The organism is Clostridium sp. NSJ-49 (assembly GCF_014287725.1).
GTDB classification, from domain to species: Bacteria; Bacillota; Clostridia; order Clostridiales; family Clostridiaceae; genus Clostridium; species Clostridium disporicum_B.
The window spans coordinates 46,422-66,979 of the sequence record NZ_JACOOP010000017.1 but is presented as its reverse complement, the minus strand read 5'-3'; the positions used below and the strand labels follow the sequence as shown (position 1 = coordinate 66,979).

General features: G+C 28.9%; 19 protein-coding genes and 1 pseudogene. 5 read left to right on the top strand and 15 right to left on the bottom strand.

Annotated elements, in window-relative coordinates; genetic code table 11:
* The 5 genes from H8S10_RS08065 to H8S10_RS08045 form a co-directional block, all read left to right on the top strand.
* Window positions 1-189: integrase core domain-containing protein (locus H8S10_RS08065; protein WP_186837600.1), on the top strand; the 189-nt coding region annotated here is incomplete at its 5' end.
* A gap of 296 nt (window positions 190-485) precedes the next feature.
* Entirely contained in the window at window positions 486-815 is a 330-nt protein-coding gene (locus H8S10_RS08060) for a PadR family transcriptional regulator (RefSeq protein WP_186838527.1), read from the top strand.
* Window positions 809-1,522, top strand: a complete 714-nt coding sequence (locus H8S10_RS08055; RefSeq protein ID WP_186838526.1) for a hypothetical protein — start codon at window positions 809-811, stop codon at window positions 1,520-1,522. The genes H8S10_RS08060 and H8S10_RS08055 overlap by 7 nt, the downstream gene beginning before the upstream one ends.
* A 31-nt stretch (window positions 1,523-1,553) precedes the next feature.
* Window positions 1,554-3,122, top strand: coding sequence for a DNA mismatch repair protein MutS (locus H8S10_RS08050; RefSeq protein WP_186838530.1), 1,569 nt, complete (start codon window positions 1,554-1,556; stop codon window positions 3,120-3,122).
* Window positions 3,123-3,176: 54 nt separating this feature from the next.
* Window positions 3,177-3,737 (top strand): AAA family ATPase, encoded by a 561-nt coding sequence (locus H8S10_RS08045; RefSeq protein WP_186838525.1) that lies wholly within the window; start codon window positions 3,177-3,179, stop codon window positions 3,735-3,737.
* 53 nt (window positions 3,738-3,790) lie between these two features.
* Here H8S10_RS08045 and H8S10_RS08040 read toward each other — a convergent pair whose 3' ends face one another.
* The 15 genes and pseudogenes from H8S10_RS08040 to H8S10_RS07975 all read right to left on the bottom strand — a co-directional run bounded on the left by H8S10_RS08040 (window position 3,791) and on the right by H8S10_RS07975 (window position 20,357).
* The gene (locus tag H8S10_RS08040; protein ID WP_186838524.1) at window positions 3,791-5,260 is read right to left on the bottom strand and encodes a family 1 glycosylhydrolase; all 1,470 of its coding nucleotides are present in this window, start codon (window positions 5,258-5,260) and stop codon (window positions 3,791-3,793) included.
* Between the two features lie 14 nt (window positions 5,261-5,274).
* Window positions 5,275-7,143 (bottom strand): glucose PTS transporter subunit IIA, encoded by a 1,869-nt coding sequence (locus tag H8S10_RS08035; RefSeq protein WP_186838523.1) that lies wholly within the window; start codon window positions 7,141-7,143, stop codon window positions 5,275-5,277.
* Window positions 7,115-7,240 (bottom strand): hypothetical protein, encoded by a 126-nt coding sequence (locus H8S10_RS18255; protein ID WP_279287152.1) that lies wholly within the window; start codon window positions 7,238-7,240, stop codon window positions 7,115-7,117. The genes H8S10_RS08035 and H8S10_RS18255 overlap by 29 nt, the downstream gene beginning before the upstream one ends.
* Before the next feature lie 35 nt (window positions 7,241-7,275).
* Window positions 7,276-8,127 (bottom strand): PRD domain-containing protein, encoded by an 852-nt coding sequence (locus H8S10_RS08030; RefSeq protein WP_032119660.1) that lies wholly within the window; start codon window positions 8,125-8,127, stop codon window positions 7,276-7,278.
* Window positions 8,128-8,293: 166 nt separating this feature from the next.
* Window positions 8,294-10,306 carry a penicillin-binding transpeptidase domain-containing protein gene (locus H8S10_RS08025; RefSeq protein WP_243175851.1) on the bottom strand — a complete coding sequence of 671 codons (2,013 nt, stop codon included), beginning with the start codon at window positions 10,304-10,306 and terminating at the stop codon, window positions 8,294-8,296.
* Between the two features lie 71 nt (window positions 10,307-10,377).
* On the bottom strand, window positions 10,378-11,796 hold the full coding sequence (locus H8S10_RS08020; protein WP_186838521.1) for an aminotransferase class I/II-fold pyridoxal phosphate-dependent enzyme: 1,419 nt from the start codon (window positions 11,794-11,796) through the stop codon (window positions 10,378-10,380).
* A 139-nt stretch (window positions 11,797-11,935) separates the two neighbouring features.
* Entirely contained in the window at window positions 11,936-13,150 is a 1,215-nt protein-coding gene (locus tag H8S10_RS08015; protein WP_186838520.1) for a pitrilysin family protein, read from the bottom strand.
* A 226-nt stretch (window positions 13,151-13,376) separates the two neighbouring features.
* Entirely contained in the window at window positions 13,377-14,729 is a 1,353-nt protein-coding gene (gene scfB, locus H8S10_RS08010; protein ID WP_055263669.1) for a thioether cross-link-forming SCIFF peptide maturase, read from the bottom strand.
* A gap of 218 nt (window positions 14,730-14,947) precedes the next feature.
* Window positions 14,948-15,085, bottom strand: coding sequence for a six-cysteine ranthipeptide SCIFF (scfA, locus tag H8S10_RS08005; RefSeq protein ID WP_003371542.1), 138 nt, complete (start codon window positions 15,083-15,085; stop codon window positions 14,948-14,950).
* 188 nt (window positions 15,086-15,273) lie between these two features.
* Complete coding sequence (locus tag H8S10_RS08000) at window positions 15,274-15,852, bottom strand: CDP-alcohol phosphatidyltransferase family protein (RefSeq protein ID WP_055263671.1); 579 nt, start codon at window positions 15,850-15,852, stop codon at window positions 15,274-15,276.
* Between the two features lie 148 nt (window positions 15,853-16,000).
* Complete coding sequence (locus H8S10_RS07995) at window positions 16,001-16,666, bottom strand: HAD family phosphatase (RefSeq protein ID WP_186838519.1); 666 nt, start codon at window positions 16,664-16,666, stop codon at window positions 16,001-16,003.
* A gap of 126 nt (window positions 16,667-16,792) precedes the next feature.
* The gene (locus H8S10_RS07990) at window positions 16,793-17,590 is read right to left on the bottom strand and encodes a MerR family transcriptional regulator (RefSeq protein WP_186838518.1); all 798 of its coding nucleotides are present in this window, start codon (window positions 17,588-17,590) and stop codon (window positions 16,793-16,795) included.
* Window positions 17,591-17,669: 79 nt separating this feature from the next.
* Window positions 17,670-17,865, bottom strand: a pseudogene (locus tag H8S10_RS07985) (hypothetical protein).
* Between the two features lie 97 nt (window positions 17,866-17,962).
* Window positions 17,963-19,315 (bottom strand): MATE family efflux transporter, encoded by a 1,353-nt coding sequence (locus H8S10_RS07980; RefSeq protein WP_055263679.1) that lies wholly within the window; start codon window positions 19,313-19,315, stop codon window positions 17,963-17,965.
* A gap of 91 nt (window positions 19,316-19,406) precedes the next feature.
* A complete protein-coding gene (locus H8S10_RS07975; RefSeq protein ID WP_186838517.1) occupies window positions 19,407-20,357 on the bottom strand; it encodes a helix-turn-helix transcriptional regulator in 951 nt (316 codons plus the stop codon).
* Window positions 20,358-20,558 lie beyond the last annotated feature (201 nt).

Here is a 20,558-nt window from a genome sequence, read left to right as displayed (position 1 = left end):
TTTAAAGCTTGGTATAAAGCTAAAAAAGGTTTTAACTCTTTTGAAAAGGCGAATAACTTAATATATTTATTTATCTTTCACTATAATTTTATTAGACCACATGGCTCATTAAATAACTGCACTCCAGCAGAAGTTGCTGGCTTCGCTAGCGATAGCTTAGCTAAAAACTCTTGGTTTTCAGCAGCTTAATTAAATTTAATACCTTTATTTAACCTGCAAAAATTAATTTTATTGTAGGTTTGTTTACCATACAATAAAAAATTCAAACTTATATAATTTTCAAAGAGCGAGCAATTCTATGAAAAATCAAGCTATTTTTTCATATCAGCTTAACAGATTCCCTATTTATTATACCATCACTCAATTTTACCATATATTTCAAACTTTCTATATGCTTATTTTTTAATTATTCCACTACTTGACAATACATAGTAGTATGGTATTATTTTCATATAGCTATTACGTATTACAAAGTAGGTGAATAAATGGCAAATTCAACACAAATGTTAAAAGGTTTATTAGAAGGATGTATCTTAAAAATAGTTTCTACTGATGAAACCTATGGATATGCAGTTTGCGAAAAATTAATACAATACGGCTTTGAAGATATATCTGAAAGTAGCGTCTATCCTATTCTTATTAGGTTAGAAAAGAAAAAATTATTATATTCTAAAATGAAAAAGTCACCGCTTGGACCTATGAGAAAATATTATTACTTAACTGATGCTGGTATAAAAGAGTTAGATGAATTTATTGATACATGGAATTTTGTAAAAAGAAATGTTGAAAATGTATTGGAGGGGAAATTATGTTAGAAGCCTTAAAACTTAGAAGCTTAAGATTAAAAGAACAAAAAAATTTCAACGAAAATAATCTTTGTTTATATGAGCATATAACAAGCTATATAAAAGCAACTAATCTAACTTCATATGAAAAGGAAGAGATATTACATCAAATCATGGATATGCTGCTACAAGCTCAATATGAAAATAGAGATAAAAGCTTTGTAGTAGGCGAAGACTACAAAGAATTTTGTAAAAGCATAATAAATGAATATACAAATAGCAAAAGTAAATTATATATCTTTTTAGATTACTTACAAAGATATATTTTCTGGCTAGGATTAACTGTATTGGCACATATTTTAAATAACAAATTGGGAATAAATAAAACTCTTAGCATATCTCTAAGCCAATTACTATTAAGTAATATAATCGCTATTAATTTAACCTTTATTTCTAAACTAATTACTAGAGAATCAGTTCTTGTACCTATTTCAGGAAAAGGTAAATTAAGTAGCAAATTTAAATATAATATAAATCAAAGCGTTGGTTTAAATTTATTATGTGGAGTATTTTTAGTAACCCTTATATCTCAACTTATATTAGATAAAGTATTTAATATTGATCCTTATATGTATTTTATTAATCTAAATGATGTTATACTTATAATTATTCCAATTATAATATTAGTTTTATTAGGAATAGCAGTTTATAAAAAGAATTATAATCTAAAATATTGATAGTTTTTGCGGAGGACAAAATATGAAATTAATGGACAAATTATTAGGCTTATACGATTGTATGAAAGTAGATTTTGGTGAAGAAAGAAAGAAAAAGAGATATATTAACAAGATTAGAACTCTATTTGATATATATGAAGAAGATGATTATACAATAGACGATCAAACTTGGGATGATTTCAACATGGATGAAATTTTCATAAAACTAGATAGAACTTATAGTAGTGTTGGGGAAGCTGCATTATATAAAATGCTTAGAAATCCTCTTCACGACAAAAATGAGCTTAATAAAAGATATGAATTTACTGAAACTTTAAGAACTAACACTGATTTAAGAACTAAATTACAAATGGTTTATTACAACCTTGGGTATGATAAAAAAAATGCTTTATTAGAAATGTTAACTGAGGAATTAGTAGAAAATAAGAGTAAATATTATATCTATACATTCTTAGGTAAATTTTTAACTATAGCTAGTGCATTATTAGCTATAATATTCCAAAACCCATATATGCTTTTAGTTACAGCATTCACAATATTTATCAATATGTTTATAAATGATAAAGAAAGAAAGAATGTAAAATCTCAAGGGTTACTTTACTTAAGAAACATAATTATTGCAGCCAAAGAAATAAGAAAAATAGATTACCCTGAAATTAAAGAATATACTGATAAAATAAGTGAACTTCTTAAAGATATGAAAGCTATAGATAATGCAACTAAATCTATTCAATTTGCAAATGCTGGTGGTGGTGCTTTCGAAATCTTAGCTATGCCATTCTTATTAGAAGAAAGTGCATACTATAAAATTGCATCTATACTAAAGGATAAAGAAGATTACATTTTAGATTTATATGAATTATTAGGTGAGCTTGAAAGCTATATTGCAGTAGCATCATATAAAGAAGAAATGAATGGTAAATATACAAAACCTAAATTTACTGATGAAATAAACATAAACATTGTAGATGGTGTACATCCACTTATTAAAGATGCAGTGCCTAACTCTATTACTTTCACTAAAAAAGGTATAGTTCTTACAGGTACTAATATGTCTGGTAAATCAACATTCTTAAGGATGATTGGTCTTAATATGATACTAGCTCAAACATTCAATATTACGTTAACTAAAAAATATGAAGCTTGTTTCTTTAACATAGTTTCTTCTATAAGTCCAAGCGATGATGTTACTTTAGGTAAAAGTTATTATATGGCTGAAGCAGAAGCCCTTCTTAGAATTATAAAAGCATTACATAAAGAATTACCTGTATTCTGTCCTATAGATGAAATATTTAGAGGAACTAACCCTATTGAAAGAATATCTTCTTCTGCTGAAATATTAACTTATATTAATAAAAAGAAGAGTATCTCAATAGTAGCTACTCACGACAGAGAATTAACAGATATACTTAAAGATAATTATGAATTCTTCTACTTTAGCGAAAGAGTTAATAAAGAAGGGTTAAGCTTTGACTATAAACTAAAGAAAGGTGTTTCTAAGACACGTAATGCAATTAAATTATTAGACCATATAGGATATCCTAAGGAAATAATTAAGAAATCTTATGAAAGAGCTGAAACTTTAGAGAAATATATGTAATAAGTTGAATAAAAGTACGTACTAAGTGCGCAAGTGAAAAGGGGTGTTGAGAATATGAAATTAGTAATAATATTTGGTCCTCAAGCAGTAGGTAAAATGACTGTTGGAGAAGAATTATCTGGACAGACTGGATTAAAACTTTTTCACAATCATATGACTATTGATTTAGTTTCAAACTTCTTTGGATATGGTTCTGAATCTGGCCAAAGATTAGTTAAACTTTTTAGGAAAGAAATATTTGAGGAAGTAGCTAAAAGCGATTTGCCAGGTTTAATATTTACTTTTGTCTGGGCCTTTAATGAAGAAAGTGATTGGGATTATATTTCTAATGTATGCGATATTTTTAAAAAGCATAATAGTGAAATTTACTTTGTAGAATTAGAAGCAGAGTTTTCTGAAAGATTAGATCGTAACAAAAGTCCTCATCGTCTAGAATGTAAGCCTACTAAGAGGAACTTAGAATGGTCTGAAAAAGAATTAATATCTTCTGCTAAAAAGTATAGACTTAATTCTCTTCCTGGCGAAATAAAAGAAGCTAATTATTTAAGAATTGATAATACATCTTTATCACCTGAAGAAGTAGCAAAAATTATAAATAGCAAATTCAACTTATAAAATTAAAATAAAGAAGAGTACATATTACATATGTACTCTTCTTTATTTTAAATCTAATCTAAGTCTTTACCATTAGAGGCAATAACTTTTTTATACCAATAGAAAGAATCTTTTCTGTAACGATTATAAGTTCCATTACCTTCATCATCTAAATCAACATATATAAATCCATAACGCTTACGCATCTCACCAGTTGATGCACTAATTAAATCAATACATCCCCAAGCTGTATATGCCCTTAAATCAACTCCATCATCAATAGCTTCTTCCATAGCTTTAATATGTTGTCTTAAATATTCAATACGATATTGGTCATGAATTGAACCGTCTTCTTCTACATGATCGATAGCTCCTAATCCATTTTCTACAATCATTAATGGTAATTGATAACGATCATTTAAAACATTTAGTATATATCTTAAGCCGTCTGGATCTAAAGACCAACCCCAGTCACTATATGTTAAATATTGATTTTTAGCTCCTAGTACTAAGTTACCAGCGCCATCCATCTCTACATTCTTATGTGTAGTTACGCAACTTGATGAATAATATGAAAAACTAATAAAGTCTACAATACCTTCTTTTAATTCTTCTAAATCTTTTTCATTAAATTCTAATTCAACCCCACTACGCTTTCTTGCGCTTACTGCGTAAGATGGATAAGATCCACGTACCATCACATCTCCACTATAGAAGAAAGTATCTTGTAATTTCTTCTGACAAGCCAAAATATCTTTTGGATCGCAAGTTAATGGATAATTACAAGGACATGCTAGCATACATCCTACTTCATACTCTGAATTAATGCTATGAGCTATTTTTACCGCCCTTGCACTTGCTACCATTTGATGATGTAATTTTAAGTAAATATTCCTCTTATCTTCCTCTGTCATTCCTTTAAAGAAATCAAAATGCATAAGTAGACTATTAATCTCATTAAATGTTAACCAGTATTTAACTAAACCATTATAACGCTTAAATACAGTTTCTACATAACGTTGGAAATAATCAATTAAATCATGATTAGTCCATCCTCCACACTCTTCTTCTAAATAAAGAGGCGTATCATAATGACATAACGTTACTAAAGGTTCAATATTATATTTTCTACATTCTTTAAAAACATCTTCATAAAATTGTAATCCCTTTTCATTCGGTTCTTCTTCTATACCTTTTGGAAATATTCTACTCCAAGATATAGACATACGATACATCTTAAATCCCATTTCAGCAAATAACGCAATATCTTCCTTATATCTATGATAGAAATCAATTGCCTTTTGATTTGGATAATAATGATTTTCTAATACTGTACGCTTAGCATCTTTAGGAAATGGTGCAAATCCTGAAACCTTTCCTACATTGCCATCTTTATCAATATATGTTATATAACGAGGTGACTTAGCACTTCCAGCTAAAGTGAAATCAGATGATATAGCTCCTTTCCCATCTAATCCAAATCCACCTTCACATTGATTAGCCGCAGTTGCTCCACCCCAATAAAAATTCTTTGGAAAACTCATTTTTTTACCTCCTTTTATCTAACAACCTTCAGCATCTTATCTCCATGATTGTGCTGACCATGATCTAATTCAACAACATCTAAATAATCAGTTGTATTTGTAATAATTACTGGTATTTCACAGCTATAACCTTCAGCTTCAATTTTTTCTTTATCAAACTCTACTAATAATTGTCCTGCTTCTACTTTGTCACCTTGAGCAATATGTGTTTCAAAATATTTACCTTCTAAAGCTACAGTGTTAACACCAATATGAATTAATATTTCACATCCATTATCAGTAACAATTCCGATTGCATGTTTTGTAGGGAATAATGTTCTTACAACCCCATCACAAGGTGAATACACTTTTCCATTAGCAGGAATTAGTAAACACCCCTTTCCTAACGCTTCACTTGCAAAAGCATCATCACGTGAAGATGTTAAAGATTGAATTATACCATCAACAGGCATTAAAATAGTTTCTTGATTTAATTGACCTGTAACTTCTCTTTTCTCTACCTTTTTCTCATCTTTTTTCTCATCTTTTTTCTCATCTTCATTTAGATATTCATAATCTGAATCTTTATAAATTACTAATCCTAATGATAAAGAAACAACAAATGGAACAATCGCCATTAGAATAATTGCTATTATATTAGGCTTTACAGGATCTATAAATCCTAATAATCCAATAACACCCATACCTGCATATGTATGCATTAATAACCCACTTAAAGCAACTACAATACCAGAAGTAACTCCACCTATACAACAAACAGCAAATATCTTTTTACGAGGTAAAGTTACACCATATGTTGCCGGCTCTGTGACTCCAAATATAGAAGATATAAACGCTGGTAAAGCTATTGATTTTAATTTTTGATCTTTTGTTTTTATTAAAACTGCTAATACAGCACCACAAGTTGCAAATGAAGCACCATATGAGAACGCTAAAACCTGGCTAGGATTTCCAGCTACTAAATCCATAAATGCAATTACTGTTAGTACACCATGAATTCCAAATAGTACAAAGACTTGCCATAAACCACCTAAAATAATGCCTGCAAGCAATGGTGAGAAACTACAAACTGCTGTAAGTACAGTATTTAATCCGGTACCTATTAAATTTGCTAATGGCCCAATAAGTATAAATGTAATTGGGAATATAATGACTAAAGTTAATAATGGTGTCATGAATCCTTTAACTACACTAGGTAACACTTTATTAAACCACTTATATATAGGAGCTGCTAATATCAATCCAAATAAAATTGGTAAAAATGTTGATACATATGATGTATTAGTTACATATCCCATAATATTAATATCAGTGTTTTGTATTGTTGGATAACACATAGCTCCTGCTAAAATTGTTCCAAAGAAAGGATCAATTCCAAACTTCTTCGCTAAGTTAAATCCTAATATTAACGGTAAAAAATAGAAGAAACAATCTCCTGCTGCATTAAGCAACATATAAATACCTGAGCTTGGATCCAATCCCATAAATGTTAATAACACTAATAAACCTTTTATAATCCCACAAGCACACAGTAAATGGAGTGTAGGTCCCATTCCCCCCATAATAACACCTAATGCTCTATCAATAGGACTTTTTTTCTTCTCTGGCTTTTTATTTTCAGCTCCTAGAGATTCTAGACCTAATTGTTTACAAACTTCATCATAAACCTCTCCAACGTGCTCTCCAATAACAACCATATATTCTCCAAGGCTTTTTACTACTGTAACAACACCTTCCATATTCTTTAACACATCATCATTTGCAATTGACTCATCTACCAATCTGAATCTTAAACGCGTAACACAGTGTCTTAAGCTAACTACATTTTCTTTTCCGCCAACATTTTTAATAATGTCAGAAGATAGTTGTGTATATTTTCCCATTTTTTCTTCCTCCATTTTTAACAAGTTTGTCCATAGGTTTAGCCAACTTAATGTTACCATCCTGATTCATATTTAATATATTGATACTTTTTAGCATACTCCCCCCTCAAATAATTAATTTTAGTGCACATCTCAATTATTATTTTTATTTTTATATATAATGCGTTCAACATGAATTGTTAAATATAACTTTTCTTCATTAGAAAGTTGATATTCATATTTTCGCAATATAAACTCAGCTATTTTTTCTACACATTTATAGGATGTTTGATATTTCAATTTTACTACATCCAAAAGGTCATCATCCGGTGTATCATGATAAGTATTTTGCATAATCAATCTCTGTGCAAAGAATTTTAAATGTGTAATAAAACGATAATAATATACAGAATCGGTATCAAACTCTATAGAGAAATAATATTTAACTATGTTAGATATCTCTTGCATAATCTTTGTTATCTCCAAAACCTGTTTTATATTACTTTCATCCATCTCTGCATTTACTATATGTAAAGCAATAAATGCTGCTTCATCTTCTGGTAATTCTACCTTAAAACGTTTATTTATAATTTCTAAAGCTTTAAAACCTAAGCTATATTCTACTTCATAGAATCGCTTAATATCCCAAAGCATTGAACTTTTTACCATAATCCCATCTAAAAATCTTTGAATAGAAGTATAAATATGATCACTTAAAGAAATATAAATTGTATCATTTAGTTTTTTACCTAGCTCAACTTTAATCATGTTAATGATTTCATCAGCCACCTGTAAATGTTCTAAAGGTATCTTAGATACCAGTTCTTGGAAACGTTTGCTTTGAACTTGATCTTGAAGTACGAAAACCTTATTAATCGCATTTTCATCAATTTCATCACCATTTTTTTTCTTAAAAGCAATTCCTTTTCCACAAACAACAACCTCTTTACCATTATTATCCTTAATAATAACAACATTATTATTTAAAATACGATCAATAACCATCCCTCTTATTCTCCTTTCTCCAAATAAAAAGACCTATTTGCAACTATAAAAAGATATAATAATACCTTTTAATACTTGCAAATAGGTCTAGCTTGAATTAACAATTACCATCCTGTTTTCATCTTTATTATAGCATTTAGCATTTATTTGTCAACATCTATTTAATTTATCTATTTATATACTCTTCTATTATATTTTTCACCTTAGGAACAGGTATCTGACTGCCACCTCTCCCTTTAACATCTTCAATAATCATAGCCACTGATATTTTTGATGTAGTAGTATCCACTCCAATAAACCATCCATTTTCTGTACCTTCAGTGTCATCTTGTGAAGATTTTATTTCTGCAGTACCAGTTTTCCCTGCAATATTCACTCCTGGTATCCTAGATCCAATTGCAGTTCCATCTTCATCATTTATAAGAGCTGAAAAATCATCTACTAAAATTGAAACATTTTCTTTTTTTATAGCATTTTCTTTCCATATAGTAGCTTCTGTCCCATCATTTATTACTAATCTAGGCTCCATTATATTACCTTCATTAGCTAAAGCGCTATATACTAATGCCATATTCAAAGGTGTAACCATTAATTCACCTTGTCCATATCCAGTATCAGCTAATAGTATATCATTATCGATATCTCCGCTATTGCTTATGCTTGACTCAGCTAACGGATAATCAAATTTCATCTCTTCCCCAATACCAAAACCTTTTATTCCTTCTATTAACTTTTCTTTACCTAACTTTAAAGCAACTTGTGCAAAATAAATATTATCAGAGAATTTTGCAGCTTCCCTAAGAGTTACGCTTTCATTGTACGGTGGTACTCTAGTAACCTTATAACTTCCCCAGCTTTCATCATTTTGCCAAGCTTCACCATTTATATTAAACACTTCATCAGCATTTAATGCTCCATTATTTAATCCTATTGCTGCTGTTATAAGCTTCATAGTAGATCCTGGAGAATACACATTGCTAAATCTGTTTATCTGATCTGCATTATTAGTATTTTTCCACTCTTGAGTTTGAGATTTAGTTATATATGTTACAAATGTATTGGAATCATAAGAAGGTGCACTTACTAATGCAAGAACTTCTCCTGTCTTCGGATCAACAGCTGTAACAGCTCCTTTTTCTCCATTTAACTCATCATAAGCTTTATTTTGTAGACCTAAATCTATAGATAGTTTAATATCACTTCCATTAATAGGTTCCTTTTTAGCAATAGTTATATACTCACCATTTCTATCTATATAAATTTCACTTCCATCATATCCTCTTAATTTATCTTCATATACTTGTTCTATTCCTGCTTTTCCTCTTAAGCTTAATTCGTTGTAACCTTTATCAGCATTAGCAGTTAACTCTTCTGATGTGATATTTCCAATATATCCGATTAATCTACCTGTAGCCTTTCCACCATGGTATACTCTTGATTCTTTAGTATTAATAACTATTCCTTCACTTTCTCTATTAGAAAGTGAAGCTAATTTTTCATCATTTGAAAGTATATCTACTATTGGAACAAAATGCTCTGGATTAGTATTTCTACTTAATTTCTCGATTATAGTATCTAAATTTATATCTAAAACAGTTGCAATTTCTTTTATTTTTTCATCTCTATTTTCTAAATCAAATATAGATGGATGTATTCCTACTACACTAATAGTTCCATTTTCAGCTAATACAACGCCATTCCTATCTAGTATACTTCCTCTTTTAGAAGGATAGTTTTCTACCATTAGCTTATCTCCAGAAATCATTTCAGGAAATATTAATGATTCGTCCCATTTGATTTTGTATTCCTTGTCCTCTTTATATACATCTACTTTATAATTATCTAAAGCTAAATCTCCAGCAACAGTTCTTGCTTTTAAAGAGAATGGAATAGTTGTATATTCATCATTTTCTATTAATTCACCATTAATTTCTATTTCTATATTCGTCATTTCAATTGCTGAATATATATTAGTATATCTATCTACAAATGTAGCTTCATCAATATAGCTTTTAGAATCTGTAGTTAACAGCTGATACATCTCTGTAAAATTTCCTTGTATCCATTTATCCTTATATACTTCAAAGGCTTCTAAATACTTATTTGTTTTTGAGCAACCAAATAATGATACAACCATTATAAACATCAAAATAATAACTTTCTTATGTACTTTTCTCATAAAAACCCCCATATACGTCGCTTTATCACAATATTATACCATAATTACTAATTTTCACCAACTATACTTCTTTATATATTTTTTATAACCTTAATTCTATTGTAATAAATCCCCAATATAGAAATACACTTTCCTTGATACCATCTTATAGCCTTTACTACATCTTCAGTTATTTCTTCCCCTGGTAAAACTAACGGAATTCCTGGCGGATATGGAACTATAAAATCTTTTGATATCCTTCCAGCAGCATGATTTATTTCAACTTCTTCAAATCTAGCATTATGTACTTCAAAAGGCTCTAACCTTTTAATCTTCTCTAAATTAACATAGCCTATATTTTTTTCTTCATCTTTAAGTGTTTCTATATCTAAAAACATTATAGCTTGATATATCTTTTCAAAGTCTTCTCTCGTGTTAAATGGCGATAAAATTAACACTACTCCTCTTGAGAAGCTCATTTCACTCTGAATCTTATTTTCTAATAAATACTCTAAAAGCTTATTTCCACTATATCCTACTGGTAATGTCATTATGTATCTACTCTTATCTAATTTATAATTTCCTTCAATATCATCTTGGCTTAAAATTATAACTTTATCTAAAGAGTTAATTTGATTTTTATATACCTCAGCTAAATCTATTAATGAATCATAATCTGAATCACCGTAATTTTCTAAATAATATCGCGCATAATCTAAAGATGACATAATTAAGTATGATGGGGATGTGGTATTAAATGCACTTATAAAAAATTCTACGTTACTATAAATATCATTTACAAGCAAATACGCTCCTTGTGTAAGAGCTGGTAGAGTTTTATGAGCACTTAAAACAACATAATGAGCTAATCTTACCATACTTTCTGGCAACTTTTTATTTATTCCATAATGAGCTCCATGAGCTGCATCTATCAATATCTTTACTCCATTAGCTTTTAACTTTCTTAATATTTTTTCTAAATCACATGATATACCGTAATAATTAGGTGAAGTTAAGATAATCCCCCTAGGATCTTTAGCTTTAATTAGAGCATCTTTTATATTTTTTTCATTACAAGGTAAAAGGATACCGTTATCTAAATCAATATTAGCTTCTATGTACACTGGTTTTAATTTTCTTAAAATAAGAGCATTATAAATAGATTTATGGCAATTTCTTTCTACAAGAACTTCATCACCTTCATTAAAAGCTGCAAATACGCTTGCTAAATTTCCAGAACTACTTCCATTAACTAAAAAATAAGCTCTATCAACTTTATACAAATTAGCTAAAAGCTCTTGTGCTTCTTTAATAACACCTTCTGGCTGATGAAAATTATCTAGATTTCCGACCTCTGTTATATCTAAAAAACCCATACTATTTACAAACTCTTTCCCTATATCATCTCTTAAGAACCCTATACCACTTTTATTTCCTGGCATTGATAAAATTAAATTTTTTTCTTTATGGTATTTTAATACCTCTTCTAATAATGGTAGTCTATTCTTCATATCAACCTCGTAAATCTTCCTTTTTTATAATTTATATTTAAACATAAAAATTATAGCCATAGGACAAAGTTCCCATGACTATCTTATTATATTACATATCTTTATACTATTTAACATAATTAGTATAATTTTTAATATATTAATTTCTAATAACTTGTATACTCATATTTCTTAATACCTTAATAGCTGTATTTATTATATATTCTGGTGTAAGCTTTTCTAAATCTCTGCTTTCATCTAAATATATATTGTAATCTCCAAACATAGTATCATAAGTAGCTAATTCTTTTGCAAGCCTTACTGTCTGCTCTTCTCCAAATAACCTCTTAAGCTTGAAGCTTTTTATCATCTTAGCTATATTTTCAGTATTTAACTCTTTTTTTAAGTTATCCACATTTGAAATTAAATTTTCAACAATTTTAATAGACTTTTCAACATTCTCCACTGCTGTACCATATGTAATTTTATAAACCTTTATATATTCTTCATTTGCAACTCTTGTTAACACATCGTATACTAATCCATTAGTTGTTCTTAAGCTATCAAAAAGTACAGAGTTTACTCCTTCACCAAAATATTGATTAAATACTTTTAATGCTTTTATTTCCCATTGATTCAATTCATTAATAGGGAATATAATTTGAACCTTAGCACTATTTATATCATCTTTTTTATCTATAAATACCCCTGTATTTGGTGTGCTATATATTATCTCATCTTCTGGTAGACTTTCGCTTCTCCAATCTATAAAATATTCCTCAACCTTATCTACTACTTCATCAAATTCCAGACTTGATATCACTGTAATAGTTGCATTATTAGCACAATAATAGTCATTAAAGAAATCTATTGCATCATCAATAGTTAATCTTTCTAAAGATTGTTCTGTTCCTATGATTGGATACTGAAGCCTTCTGCCATCCATACAATTTAAATAAAGCTTATCCTCAGTATACTGTTCTAATTCTTCATCCCATTCTTTAAGTTCCTGCTTTATTACTTCAATTTCTTCCTTAAATCCCTCTTCAGTGAATACAGGGTTTAGAAGAATATCAGAAAGAATCTCCAATCCCTTACTTAAATCTTCATTTAATAAAGTTCCATAAAAAACTACATATGGATAATTTGTCATTGCATTTTGAAATCCAAAAGTATCACTTAGCACTTTATTTATTTCTTTTTCACTTCTTGTTTCAGTCTGCTTATATACCATATGCTCAGTCACATGCGCAACACCTAAATTTTCTCCATCACGGGCTGCCCCTGCATCTAATGAAATAGCAATAGAGCTTAATTCACTATTACCCTTTTTATATACTAACTTCAAGCCATTATCTAAAATATAATCTTTCATTTATTACACCTCATTTAAATTTCATCTATTTTGTATATTTCAACTTCTGATTATTTCATCGATAATCTATATTTTTTAATTTAAGTATAATTATATACTATATAAATCAATTTAACTTAAAAAGATATAAAAGATGAATAAAGTAAGCAGCTAACGTATTCTTCTAACATTAACTGCTTACTAGTTTTAATTATAACCAAAATCTTAACATTTTAGTTCTTAATTATTATTCTGCTTTTAGAGCGATTGCACATTCAATTCTCTTCTTTTGCATCTTACATCCGATTTCGTAAGGAATATTCATATCTCCATTAAATGCAAAGTTATTTGATTGACATCCACCAGAGCAGTAGAATCTCGCCCAACAGTTTCTACATTTTGGCTTATTGTAGATATGTGCTTTCTTAAATGTCTTACCTAATTCAGTATCATATGTATCATCATATATAGAACCAAGTTTAAATTCTTCCTTACCAACAAATTGGTGACACGGATAAACTTCACCTTGTGGAGTTATTGCAACATATTCAAATCCTGCACCACATCCTGAAATTCTCTTATAAACACATGGTCCACCATTTAAATCTATATTGAAGTGATAGAAGTTGAATTCATCTCCTTCTTTCTTTCTTCTTACCATTTCTTCATATAATTTATCGTAGTTTTCAAATATTTCTGGCAAGTGTTCTTCTTTAAGTTCTAACATATGACCTGATTCTAAAACTACTGGCTCTATTGATATTTCTCTAAATCCTTCATTTACCATAGCTTTAACATCTTCAAAGAAATCTGTATTAGCTCCTGTAAATGTTCCTCTTACATAGTAGTGCTTAGATTTATCTCTCTTTTCAATCATCTTCTTTATGTTAGGAAGTATATCATCATAAGAACCTGAACCATCAACTTTTATTCTTACATTATCATTTACTTCTTTTCTACCATCTAATGATAAAATTATGTTACCCATTTCTTTATCCATGAAATCCATCATTTCATCAGTTAAAAGAGTAGCATTAGTAGTCATAGTAAATCTAATATTCTTATTCCAAGCCTTTTCATTTTCTCTAGCATAAGCTATTATTTCTTTAACCTTGTCCATGATCATTGTTGGTTCTCCACCAAATAAATCAATTTCAATGTTTCTTCTTGGGCCACTTCTCTTAACTACATAATCTATAGCTTTCTTTGCTGTTTCCACAGACATTACACCTTTATGTCCATTATATTCACCTTCATCAGCGAAACAGTATTTACATCTTAAATTACATCCATGTATTATATTTAAACATACAGCTTTTATGTAATCTCTATCATCCATTGAAGAATGAGCTATCTCTTCATATTGATCTTTTGAGTATAATATTTCTTCATCTACTAACTCTTTTATCTCGTCATAAGCTTCTGATACAACATCAGCACCGTATTTTTCTCCAAATTCAGCTATAAGCTCTTCCTTTGATCTTAATATATTATCATCTACTAAGTCATATACTAGCTCGTCTACTATATGAACTGCTCCTGTATTTACATCTAACACAAAGTAGTTTTCACCTTGTTTAAACTTGTGAATTAAACTCACGTTAATCTCCTCCTAAGCATTTATATTGGTATCTATATTAAAAGCCTTCATCGGTTAAAAGTTAATAGTTAATAACTAAGAGTTACTATTGAAACTTCTCCGACCTTCTCTTCAAAAAACTCTTACCTCTACACTCTCAACTTTTAATTTTAAAAAAGCTAGAACTTTCACTAATGATATAGTAAGAGCTGTTGAGAGATTTCAACAGCTCTTATTGACTAGTTTTCACATTCTAAGTTAGCTACTGTACAAGATGTTTTACAAGCAGATTGGCAAGAGTTTGCACATTCTTTACATCCTGGTTTGCATAAGCTGTTCTTAATGTTTGTTTTATTGATTGTCTTAATATGTTTCATACTAAATCCCCTCCGGTATATTAATACTTTGACATTTTATCATATATAACACTCCAAATAAAGAATTATTTTCGTCAAATGTTACTTATTTGGATAAATTAGCTTTTATATCCACTTAATATTTTATATATTAAATAAAAATAGCATCTTCTTATTTCAAAGAAAATGCTATTTTAAGCCGATAAATTTTATAAATCTTTATACATTTTTACATATTCTATCATATACATTATAAATGATAATGCCATAAAGAATGCCGATATTACCATTAAAATATTAACTACCATAGAATTCAACATTGGAAATGAAATTATTATAAATGTTGAAAAATAAAATACCGCTGTGGATACCTTACCAAACCACATTGCACCATCTAATTTTTTACCTTTTCTTAATAAGATAATCCCATTAATAAGCATAGATAGTTCTTTTATTACAAATAAAACTACTAAAAAGAACATCCACTTAAACTTAAACATCAGTGCAATTATAATCGCTGCTTGTGTTAACTTATCTGCAACAGGGTCTATCAATTTCCCAAGTTCAGTTACTTGATTAAACTTTCTAGCTATAAAACCATCACAGAAATCAGTAAGTCCTGATAAAAGTATAATAATAGCTGCTAAATAATAATCTACAGTATCCTTTGCATTCACATAAATATAAATAAAAGCAGGTATTAATAGAATCCTTATATAACATAATATATTAGGTATCGAGTATGCTTCTTTAAAAGTAATTTTTTTGTATTCAGTATTTTTATTCATTTATTTGTCTCCCCATAATTCCTTCTCATCTTAATTCTTACTTTTTTTCGATATAAATCTCTTATATTTAGATTCCTATTTATTTTTAAATTGTATTATAGCATAAATCTATATTTCTTTTTCTTTTATTAATATAATTCATAGATAATTAATAGTTTATTTGAAAATTCAAGTATTCTTTAAAGTCTATTAAATTTTTGAAAATTTTATGCGAAAATTTCTTCATTTCATCATCATAATCTCTTAAATCAGGAATATTTACTACTAACATTCCTGCATTATAAGCAGCCTTAACCCCCGCTAAAGAATCTTCAACTACTATGCAGTTTTCACTATCAACCTCTAACTTATTTGCTGCTTTTAGAAATATATCCGGATTTGGCTTAGCTTTCTCTACCTCATCACCACAAACTGAAATATTAAAAACACCTTCAAGATTAGACTCTTTTAAATGCTTGTCCACTCGTTCCCTCTTAGCAGATGTGGCTAAAGCTATATTATAATTATTTTCTCTTAAAAACTTTAAAAGCTCATATACCCCTTCTTTGGTAGGTACTGTTCCATTCTCTATTCTATTAAAGAGAATATCATCCTTCTCCTTATACATCTTATCTATAGGTAAACCTTCACCATAAATACGCTTAAATGTATTTATTACATTCTTACGCCCTACTCCCATAACTGAAGTATAGACTTCTTTTGTCATTTTATATCCATACTTATCAAAAACCTCTGTCCAAGCTTCTAAATAAATTCTTTCAGTATCAAAAATCACTCCATCCATATCAAATATTACTGTATTTATTTTATCCATAGCTTGCCTCCAAACTCTTATCTTTCGTAAATCTTAATTCTAGCATATTATAAAATAATTTTTAGATTATGGCTAACTACATTTTATTCCACATAAAAAAGGTAGCACATTGTGCTACCTAAAGTATTAACTACTTATAATCCATTGCCATGTTTCTTCATTAAATTTTGCATTATAATAAGCTGCTATAGAATCTCTTAAGAATATTGATGCACCTTCTCCAGCTGCATTATCATAGTAATCAGAAAATCTTTCATCATCTACATACATTTGCCCTAGCGATAAATGTGCTTGAACTGGATAGTTTCCAAAGAATGATAGCCATTTCTTATGAAGCTCTACTACTTCTCTAGCTTTTTCTCCCTTAGGATTTCCTTCACTCATAGCTTCTTTTAAAGTTTCATTTATAAGAGTACCTATCTTTTCTGCTTCACTCCACTGCTCCTTAGATAACTTACCAAACATAGCATAGCTTTCTTTTACTTTTTCTTCACCATACTTTTCTCTTATTTCTTTACCGTACTTTTCTTCATTTTCTTTTATTTTCTTCTTTTTAAAACCTTCAAACTTTTCTTCTGCTGACATTTCATTTCCTCCTTCTAAAGAACAAATAGTCTTTTCTACATTGATTAATAATCTTCTTAATTCTTCCTGTTTCCTTAAGATATTTTCCTTATGATCATATAGAGCTGTCTTAGGATCAAAATCCTTGCTAGTTATTATTTCTTTTATTTTTTCAAGAGGTAATTCTAATGCTTTATAAAATAATATCTGCTGAAGAATATCTACTTCTTTATCTCCATATATCCTATAACCTGATGAGTTTATTCTAAGAGGTTTTAATAATCCAATTTCATCATAATATCTTAATGTTCTAGTGCTGATACCTGCAAGTTTAGCTAAACTTTTAATGGAATATTCCAAGAAAATCACCTCCTAATATCAATATAGACTTTTACGTAACGTCAATGTCAACATTATTTATAAATATTTTTTATATTATCTAATATTCGTAAGTAACAATATGCTCTATTCCATCTTTTATACTTTTTAATCTATCTTTAAAAAATGTAGGATATGCTCTATACTCACTTAATTTATCAATAGGCAAAAAGTACATGTCCATTTTCAATAATAATTGCTGCTGCTCTATAACGAAACCATTTATTCTCTCTTTCAAATCCACAATCGTGATCCAATTACCATACCTCCATAAATCTCAAAACTTTTTACCATTATTTATTTTATATATTCTTTACTATAAATATAATTTACTTTAACGTAATTATTTTGACCTTACACCGTTGTGTAGTGAATCCATTTCCCTTTCCATACACGAGGTATAGTTATCAGTGCTTTAACACATTCATCACTTGATAAAATTAGGTAAACTAAAACTGGATGTAGTTTTAAAACAAAAGCGCATAGTAATCCTAAACCTATCTTGCATATCCATAACGTTGCTATATCTATCGCAGCACAGAATGCTGTATCTCCTCCAGCTCTTAATATTCCTACAAATATAGTTATAGTTATAGCTTGGAAGAATAATAAAAACGCTGATACATATAACATACTCTTAATTAATTCAGCTGTCTGTTCAGATGCATTTATAAATGATGGTGCTATCGGTCTAATAATTAATACCATTGTTATTACTATTATTCCTAAAATAATGCTTATCTTTACTAAAAATTTAGAAAAGCTTATTACTTCCTCTTCATGCTTTTTACCTTTACCTATAAGGTTTCCTAATACTACTCCAGCTGCTCCACCAAGTCCCATCATTGCAACACCTGAAAGTTGTTGAAATACATTTATAAAACTATTCGCTGCAATTACATTTGAACCTAATCTTCCAATAATAGCTGCCTGCATAGAGATACCTAATCCCCAATTTATTTCACTTAATAATACTGGCAAGCTATAAGTTGCAATACTCTTCCAATACTTAGATGTTTTGCAAAAAACATCTCTAACTCTGTATCTAACTTTATCTTCAATCTTATACATATAAATTAAAACTAATATACTTTCAAAAATTCTACTTATTAATGTTGCTATTGCCGCACCTCTACATTCTAATCTTGGCATACCAAACTTACCAAATATAAAAGTATAATTTAAAAATACATTTAGTATAAATGATAATCCATATATGTACATAGATATTTTTACATTCTGTATACTTCTAAGACCCATTAAATAAATTCCAGTAAAAGCTGAGAATACATATGAAAGTCCTACTATTCTTAAATATTGAGCTCCATAGTTAATTACTTCAGCTTCATTAGTAAATATAGAAACAGCTTGTTCTGGGAATATAAGAACAACTGCTGAGGCTAGTAGTCCCCCTATAATTCCTATTCTCATCATCAATCCCATAATAGCCTTTATAGCTCCTGTATCTCTTTGACCCCAATACTGAGCATTTAAAACCATTGAACCAGATGCTAGTCCAAATATTAAAGTTGTAAATATAAAATATGGTTGATTTGCTTGCGAAATACCTGCTAATTGTATTTCACTTATATTTCCTATCATAAGTGTGTCTGTAACACTTACTCCAACATTTATTAAGTTTTGTATAGCTATTGGAATAGCAATAATAATTATTTTCTTCAGTAATTCTCTATGTCTTTCTGTCATCCTCTTTCCTCCCATAATACCCTTTATTGTGTTAATTATTTTAATAAAATATAAGGAGGTACTTTAACCATCTTTCACCTCCTTAATACTTTTATGTCTGAGCAATAATTTTCCCTATATCTCTTAAATCATATCCACTTAATCCATCAATTTCATCTCTAAAATCTTTTGATTGAATTATGTCAATAATAGCTTTATATATTGGTGATGATAAATCAGACTTTTTAATAACTAAATCATATCTCTCTTCTTGCATAGGAATAAAATCTATTCCTTTAACCTGAAGTGCTACTTTTTCTATTCCCATACCAACATCACCTTCTCCCCTCGCTATACTACTAGCTACTGAAAGATGTGAATTTCTTACTATGTCATATCCTCTAATACTATTTGAATCTATATTATTAGCCCTTAATTTTTCATCAAGTAATACTCTTGTTCCTGAACCTTTTTCTCTATTTACAATAGATATATTTTTATTAGCTAAATCATTCCATGCTTTAATATTATTAGGATTCCCTTTTGCTACATAAAAGCCCTGCATTCTATAAGCTAAATTTATAAGTATACAAGGTATCCCCGGCAGTAATCTTCTAACATACTCATAATTATAACCATTACTATCTCCATCCCATAAATGTGACGAGCATACTGATATCTTATCATTATATAAATCGTAAAGGTTAGTATAGCTTCCTACATTATTTCTTAGAACTCTTACATCTTTAATATTAGCCTTTATATACTCACTTAAAATATCTAAAATTTGATCCTGACCTGCAATTATTATATCGTTACTACTTATAGTATTCTTATCAATTTTCGGTACAACAACTTCTTTAGTTTTAGTTAAACTTTTCTTGTTATTACCTGACTTTTGATTCTCTATATATTCATTAACATCACATTTATCTATTCTTAACTTCTTACCTACTTTATAGCCTAGTAGCTCTCCCCTTTTTACCAATTCATATACTGTGTTTTTAGTAATATTCAGAAGTTCAGCAACTTCTATGGCATTTAGAGATTCATTCGAATTCATTTAAATCACTCCTTACTTCTATAATATTTTACCATTAAATCCTTAATAGATACAATTATGAACATTTGGTTCTAATATACACCTTCTTTAAATAAAACATGACGAAACATAACAAAACGTATTAAAACTTATCATTTTGGTATTGTATTTATAAGTTTTCAATGATAAAATACTACTTGTACACATTTACTGAAAATTACA

What these genes read in the sequence shown, in the direction of transcription:
- scfA (WP_003371542.1), bottom strand. Translation starts at nt 15,085, where the DNA reads ATGAAACATATTAAGACAATCAATAAAACAAACATTAAGAACAGCTTA.
- H8S10_RS08060 (WP_186838527.1), top strand. Translation starts at nt 486, where the DNA reads ATGGCAAATTCAACACAAATGTTAAAAGGTTTATTAGAAGGATGTATC.
- H8S10_RS18255 (WP_279287152.1), bottom strand. Translation starts at nt 7,240, where the DNA reads ATGCTAAAAAGTATCAATATATTAAATATGAATCAGGATGGTAACATT.
- H8S10_RS08045 (WP_186838525.1), top strand. Translation starts at nt 3,177, where the DNA reads ATGAAATTAGTAATAATATTTGGTCCTCAAGCAGTAGGTAAAATGACT.
- H8S10_RS08035 (WP_186838523.1), bottom strand. Translation starts at nt 7,143, where the DNA reads ATGGGAAAATATACACAACTATCTTCTGACATTATTAAAAATGTTGGC.
- H8S10_RS08015 (WP_186838520.1), bottom strand. Translation starts at nt 13,150, where the DNA reads ATGAAAGATTATATTTTAGATAATGGCTTGAAGTTAGTATATAAAAAG.
- H8S10_RS08000 (WP_055263671.1), bottom strand. Translation starts at nt 15,852, where the DNA reads ATGAATAAAAATACTGAATACAAAAAAATTACTTTTAAAGAAGCATAC.
- H8S10_RS08020 (WP_186838521.1), bottom strand. Translation starts at nt 11,796, where the DNA reads ATGAAGAATAGACTACCATTATTAGAAGAGGTATTAAAATACCATAAA.
- H8S10_RS08040 (WP_186838524.1), bottom strand. Translation starts at nt 5,260, where the DNA reads ATGAGTTTTCCAAAGAATTTTTATTGGGGTGGAGCAACTGCGGCTAAT.
- H8S10_RS07980 (WP_055263679.1), bottom strand. Translation starts at nt 19,315, where the DNA reads ATGACAGAAAGACATAGAGAATTACTGAAGAAAATAATTATTATTGCT.
- H8S10_RS08025 (WP_243175851.1), bottom strand. Translation starts at nt 10,306, where the DNA reads ATGAGAAAAGTACATAAGAAAGTTATTATTTTGATGTTTATAATGGTT.
- H8S10_RS08055 (WP_186838526.1), top strand. Translation starts at nt 809, where the DNA reads ATGTTAGAAGCCTTAAAACTTAGAAGCTTAAGATTAAAAGAACAAAAA.
- H8S10_RS08030 (WP_032119660.1), bottom strand. Translation starts at nt 8,127, where the DNA reads ATGGTTATTGATCGTATTTTAAATAATAATGTTGTTATTATTAAGGAT.
- H8S10_RS08050 (WP_186838530.1), top strand. Translation starts at nt 1,554, where the DNA reads ATGGACAAATTATTAGGCTTATACGATTGTATGAAAGTAGATTTTGGT.
- H8S10_RS07995 (WP_186838519.1), bottom strand. Translation starts at nt 16,666, where the DNA reads ATGGATAAAATAAATACAGTAATATTTGATATGGATGGAGTGATTTTT.
- H8S10_RS07975 (WP_186838517.1), bottom strand. Translation starts at nt 20,357, where the DNA reads ATGAATTCGAATGAATCTCTAAATGCCATAGAAGTTGCTGAACTTCTG.